Source organism: Shimia sp., assembly GCF_041624275.1.
GTDB lineage: Bacteria > Pseudomonadota > Alphaproteobacteria > Rhodobacterales > Rhodobacteraceae > Shimia.
Genome location: NZ_JBFJVE010000222.1, coordinates 1 through 4,294 on the forward strand (window position 1 = coordinate 1; position 4,294 = coordinate 4,294).

At 69.3% G+C, this 4,294-nt stretch carries 2 protein-coding genes and 3 pseudogenes; 3 read left to right on the forward strand and 2 right to left on the reverse strand.

Annotated elements, in window-relative coordinates:
* Positions 1-293 (reverse strand): annotated as a pseudogene (locus tag ABZD10_RS13945) (mandelate racemase/muconate lactonizing enzyme family protein); the annotation flags it as partial.
* Between ABZD10_RS13945 and ABZD10_RS13950 the strand changes: the two are divergent.
* From ABZD10_RS13950 to ABZD10_RS13960, 3 genes and pseudogenes are all read left to right on the forward strand, one after another.
* A pseudogene (locus tag ABZD10_RS13950) lies at positions 207-1,289 on the forward strand (mandelate racemase/muconate lactonizing enzyme family protein); the annotation flags it as partial. The pseudogenes ABZD10_RS13945 and ABZD10_RS13950 sit on opposite strands and share 87 nt — an antisense overlap.
* 130 nt (positions 1,290-1,419) lie before the next feature.
* A complete protein-coding gene (locus tag ABZD10_RS13955; protein ID WP_372887381.1) occupies positions 1,420-1,740 on the forward strand; it encodes an ArsR/SmtB family transcription factor in 321 nt (106 codons plus the stop codon).
* A 3-nt stretch (positions 1,741-1,743) separates the two neighbouring features.
* Positions 1,744-4,158, forward strand: coding sequence for a ligase-associated DNA damage response DEXH box helicase (locus ABZD10_RS13960; protein WP_372887379.1), 2,415 nt, complete (start codon positions 1,744-1,746; stop codon positions 4,156-4,158).
* On the opposite strand, the pseudogene ABZD10_RS13965 reads toward ABZD10_RS13960, so the two are convergent.
* Positions 4,155-4,294, reverse strand: a pseudogene (locus ABZD10_RS13965) (IS5/IS1182 family transposase); the annotation flags it as partial. The gene ABZD10_RS13960 and the pseudogene ABZD10_RS13965 overlap by 4 nt on opposite strands.

Sequence of the window (4,294 nt, forward strand, 5' to 3'; positions counted from 1 at the left end):
GCGCCCGCGGTAGTGAACTGGCCGTGCGTGCCGAACAGCAAATCGGCACTGTCGCCCACCGCCTCACGGATCACCCTGCAGAACGCCACCGAGGTCGAGATGTCGTACATCGACGGCTGGTGCCCGCCGTGGATCGTGTAGGGGCCCGCAGGGTCGAACTTGACCGCCGTGTAGCCGCGGGAGACGAGGTCGAGCGCGGATTCGGCGGCCATCTCGGGCGAAATCCAGAACTGCGGCAGCTCATGATGCTTCAGCGGGTTCAAATACGAATAGGCGCGGATCCGCTCGTTCACCCGCCCGCCCAGCAGCGCCCCGACCTGACGGTGTTGGGGGCGTTTTCCGGGCTCGAGATCGCCTGCTGGGACATCCTGGGCAAGGACCGCGAGCGCCCGGTCCATGCGCTGATCGGCGGCAAGATGAACGACCGGCTGCGCGCCTATACCTATCTCTACCCGCTGCCGCATCACGACATGGAGGCCTTCTGGTCCTCGCCCGAGATGGCCGCCGAATGCGCGGCGGCGATGGTCGACAGGGGCTATACGGCGGTGAAGTTCGACCCCGCAGGGCCCTACACCATGCGCGGCGGGCATATGCCGGCCATGAATGATATCACCAAGTCGGTGGCCTTCTGCAAGGCGATCCGCGAGGCTGTGGGCGACCGCGCCGATCTCTTGTTCGGCACCCATGGGCAGTTTTCCACAGCGGGCGCCATTCGCCTTGGCACCGCGCTTGAGCCTTATTCACCGCTGTGGTTCGAAGAGCCGATCCCGCCCGACAATGTGGCCGAGATGGCCCGCGTGGCGCGCGCCGTGACCACGCCGGTGGCCACCGGCGAGCGGCTGTGCACCAAGGCCGAGTTCGCCGAGGTGCTGCGTCAGGGGGCGGCGAGCATCCTGCAACCGGCGCTGGGGCGTGCCGGGGGCCTGTGGGAGATGAAGAAGGTGGCGGCGATCGCCGAAGCGTATAACGCCCAGATGGCACCGCATCTCTATGCCGGGCCGATCGAATGGGCCGCCAATATCCAGCTTGGCGTCTCGATCCCCAATTGCCTGCTGATCGAAAGCATCGAGACCGAGTTCCACTTCGGCCTCATCAAACACAGCTTCGCGGTGGCAGACGGGTTCATCGAAGCCCCGACCGCGCCCGGGCTGGGCATCGAGGTCGACGAGGCACTGGCCCGCGCCCATCCCTACCGGGGCCGCGGGCTGCATCTGGAAATGCAGGAGGCGCCCTGCGACTATGCCGGCGGCAACAATTTCGCCGGCGGCGCCCCGCCCGAATCCGCCTGAGCCCGCCTGAGCCCGCCTGAGCGCCGCCCCCGGGGCGGCCCGCGCCCAGGTCCGCGTCCGGCACATCTCGCAATGTGCGAAATCCCGTGTTATATCGGGACAAAGACGCTCGAGGATCCTGTTCGTGAACATGCAGAAACCCCCTGCCCCCCCCGAGGAAATGGCGCGCAGCGCCGCCGCGGCCGCCGCCTATCTCAAGACCCTTGCCCACGAGGGGCGGTTGATGATCCTGTGCCATCTCGGCTCGGGCGAGAAATCGGTCGGCGAGCTGGAGAGCCTGCTGCAGATCCGTCAGGCGGCGGTCAGCCAGATGCTGGCGCGGCTGCGCGAAGAGGGGCTGGTGCGCACCCGGCGCGAGGGCAAGACCATCTATTACAGCCTTGCCGACCAGAACACCTCGGAGGTGATCGGCATGATGTACCGGCTGTTCTGCGGACCGACCGAGGCCTGAGCTTTGGCCGCGCGCGGCCTGCCGCCCCGCTTTGAGGATTGGTTCGCCGCCCGTGGCTGGCGACCGCACCCGCATCAGCGCGAGATGCTGGCCCGCGCCGGTGCCCCCTGCCAGCTGCTGATCGCACCCACGGGGGGCGGCAAGACCATGGCCGGCTTCCTGCCGACGCTGGTGGATCTGGCCGAGACCCCGCGGGCGGGGCTGCACACGCTTTACATTTCGCCGCTGAAGGCGCTGGCCGCCGACATCGGGCGCAACCTGCGCGCGCCCATCGAAGAGATGGGGCTGGCGATCCGCGTCGAGGACCGCACCGGCGACACCCCCCAGAGCCGGCGCAAGGCGCAGCGCGCCGACCCGCCGCATATCCTGCTGACCACCCCGGAAAGCCTGGCGCTGCTGATCTCCTACGAGGACGCGCCGCGCATCTTCGCCGGGCTGAAACGGGTGGTGGTCGACGAGATCCACGCGCTGGCCGAAAGCAAGCGCGGCGACCAGCTGATGCTGGCGCTGGCGCGGTTGCAGACCCTCTGTCCGGACCTGTGCCGGGTCGGCCTGTCGGCGACGGTGGATGACCCCGCCGAGATCGCCGCCCTGCTGGCGCGCCACCCCGACCCCTGCGAGATCCTGACCGCCGACCCCGGACCCGACCCCGACATCGCCATGCTGGACACCGAGGCCGCGCCGCCATGGTCCGGCGGCGGCGCCGCCCATGCGATCCCGGCGGTGATGGCGCAGATCAGGCGCCACCGCACGACGCTGATCTTTCACAACACCCGCGCTCAGGCCGAGATCTTCTTTCACAACCTGTGGCTGGCCAATGACGACAACCTGCCGATCGCGGTCCATCACGGCAGTCTCGACCGCCGGCAGCGCGAGCGGGTCGAGGCGGCGATGCTGCGCGGCGAATTGCGCGCCATCGTCTGCACCGGCAGTCTCGACCTCGGGCTCGACTGGGGCGATGTCGATCTGGTGATCCAGGTCGGGGCGCCGAAGAACGTCAAGCGGCTGGTGCAGCGCATCGGCCGCGCCAATCACCGCTATAACGCGCCGAGCAAGGCGCTGCTGGTGCCCGCCAACCGTTTCGAGGTGATCGAGTGCCAGGCGGCGCTGGCGGCGGTGAAGGCGCGCGACCTCGACGGCGCGCCGCGCGGCCCCGGCCCGCGCGACGTCCTGTGCCAGCATATCCTGCTCTGCGCCGCCGCCGGCCCCTTTGATGCCGACGCCCTGTTCGCCGAGGTCACCAGCGCCGGGGCCTATGCCGACCTCGACCGCGCCGCCTTCGACGCCTGCCTCGATTTCTGCGCCACCGGCGGCTATGCGCTGCGCGCCTATGACCGCTGGCAGCGGCTGATACGGCGCGCCGACGGGCTGTGGCAGCTGCGCGACCCGCGCGCGGCGGCCCGCATCCGCATGAACGCCGGCACCATACAGGACAGCGACACCCTGAAGGTACGCCTGAAACGGGCCCGCGGCGGCCGGCCGCTGGGCGAGATCGAAGAGGGGTTCGCCGCCTCGCTGAGCGCCGGCGACACCTTTCTGATCGGCGGCCGGGTGGTGCGCTATGAGGGGCTGCGCGAGATGACGGTCGAGGTCAGCCGCAGCGGCGGGCGCAAACCCAGGATCGCCACCTTCTCGGGCACCAAATTCGCCACTTCGACCCAGCTGTCGCAACGCATCCTGCGGCTTCTGCAGGCCGGCGACTGGTCGGCGCTGCCCGGTCACACCGCCGACTGGCTCGAGCTGCAGCGCCGCCTGTCGCGCCTGCCCCGGCCCGACCGGCTGCTGGTCGAAAGCTTTCCCCGCGACGGGCGCGAGAACCTCTGCCTCTACGGTTTTGCCGGGCGCAACGCGCAGCAGACGCTGGGGCTGCTGCTGTGCAAGCGCATGGAAGAGATGGGGCTGGCGCCGCTGGGCTTCGTGGCCACCGACTACGCGACCCTGATCTGGGGGCTGGATGCGCTGCGCGATCCGACGCCGCTGTTCGACCGCCGGGCGCTGCGCGACGGGCTCGACGGCTGGCTGGCGGGCAACGCGCTGATGAAACGCAGCTTTCGCGCCGTGGCGACGATTGCCGGGCTGATCGAGCGCCACACGCCCGGGGCGCACAAATCCGGGCGCCAGGCGCGTTTTTCCAGCGATATCCTCTATGACACGCTGCTGAAATACGACCCCGATCACCTGCTGCTGCGGATCACCCGCGACGAGGCGATGCGCGGGCTGGTCGATTTCGCCCGCATCGAAGAGATGCTGGCGCGCGTCGGCGGGCGCATCGACCTGGTGCGGCTCGACCGGGTGACGCCGCTGGCGGCGCCGCTGTTTCTCGAGGTCGGCAGGGTGCGCATCGACGGCGCCGCCGAGGAACGGCTGCTGGCCGAGGAAAGCGCCGCCCTGATGCGCGAGGCCGGGCTCGCCGGCTAGGGCGTGGACTCAATTGCGCGTAGCCAGATCCTTGCGGATGCGAGTGCGACGGCAGCCATGAAGTTGGCGGCGTGTTTCTCGAACCGGGTGGCGATACGGCGGAACTGTTTGAGATTGCAGAAGAATCGTTCAACGA